This is a genomic window from Streptococcus suis, from assembly GCF_002964045.1.
Taxonomy (GTDB): Bacteria; Bacillota; Bacilli; order Lactobacillales; family Streptococcaceae; genus Streptococcus; species Streptococcus suis_U.
In genome coordinates, this window is sequence record NZ_POPB01000107.1 from 1 (window position 1) to 287 (window position 287).

At 38.7% G+C, this 287-nt stretch carries 1 protein-coding gene; it reads left to right on the plus strand.

Annotated elements, in window-relative coordinates; translation table 11 throughout:
* Positions 1-24: 24 nt before the first annotated feature.
* On the plus strand, positions 25-287 hold a 263-nt coding region (locus C1E99_RS00455), incomplete at its 3' end, for an NUDIX hydrolase (RefSeq protein WP_153059558.1).

A 287-nucleotide genomic window follows, 5' to 3' on the forward strand; every position in this document is an offset into this window, starting at 1 on the left:
AAATTTTAGAAAAGAGAAGGAAAAATGGATTTTAGGACCAGAATTGACAATCAGATTTTTGGTGTTCGGGCGACTGCATTGATTATAAAAGATGGGAAAATATTTCTCACCAAGGACGCTAAGGGGCGTTATTATACCATTGGTGGTGCAATTGCAGTCAACGAAACGGCACAAGATGCGGTTGTTCGGGAAGTCAAAGAAGAATTAGGTGTTGACAGTTGTGTCAACCAGCTAGCTTTTGTCGTTGAAAATCAGTTTACACATGAAGGCATAGATTTTCACAATAT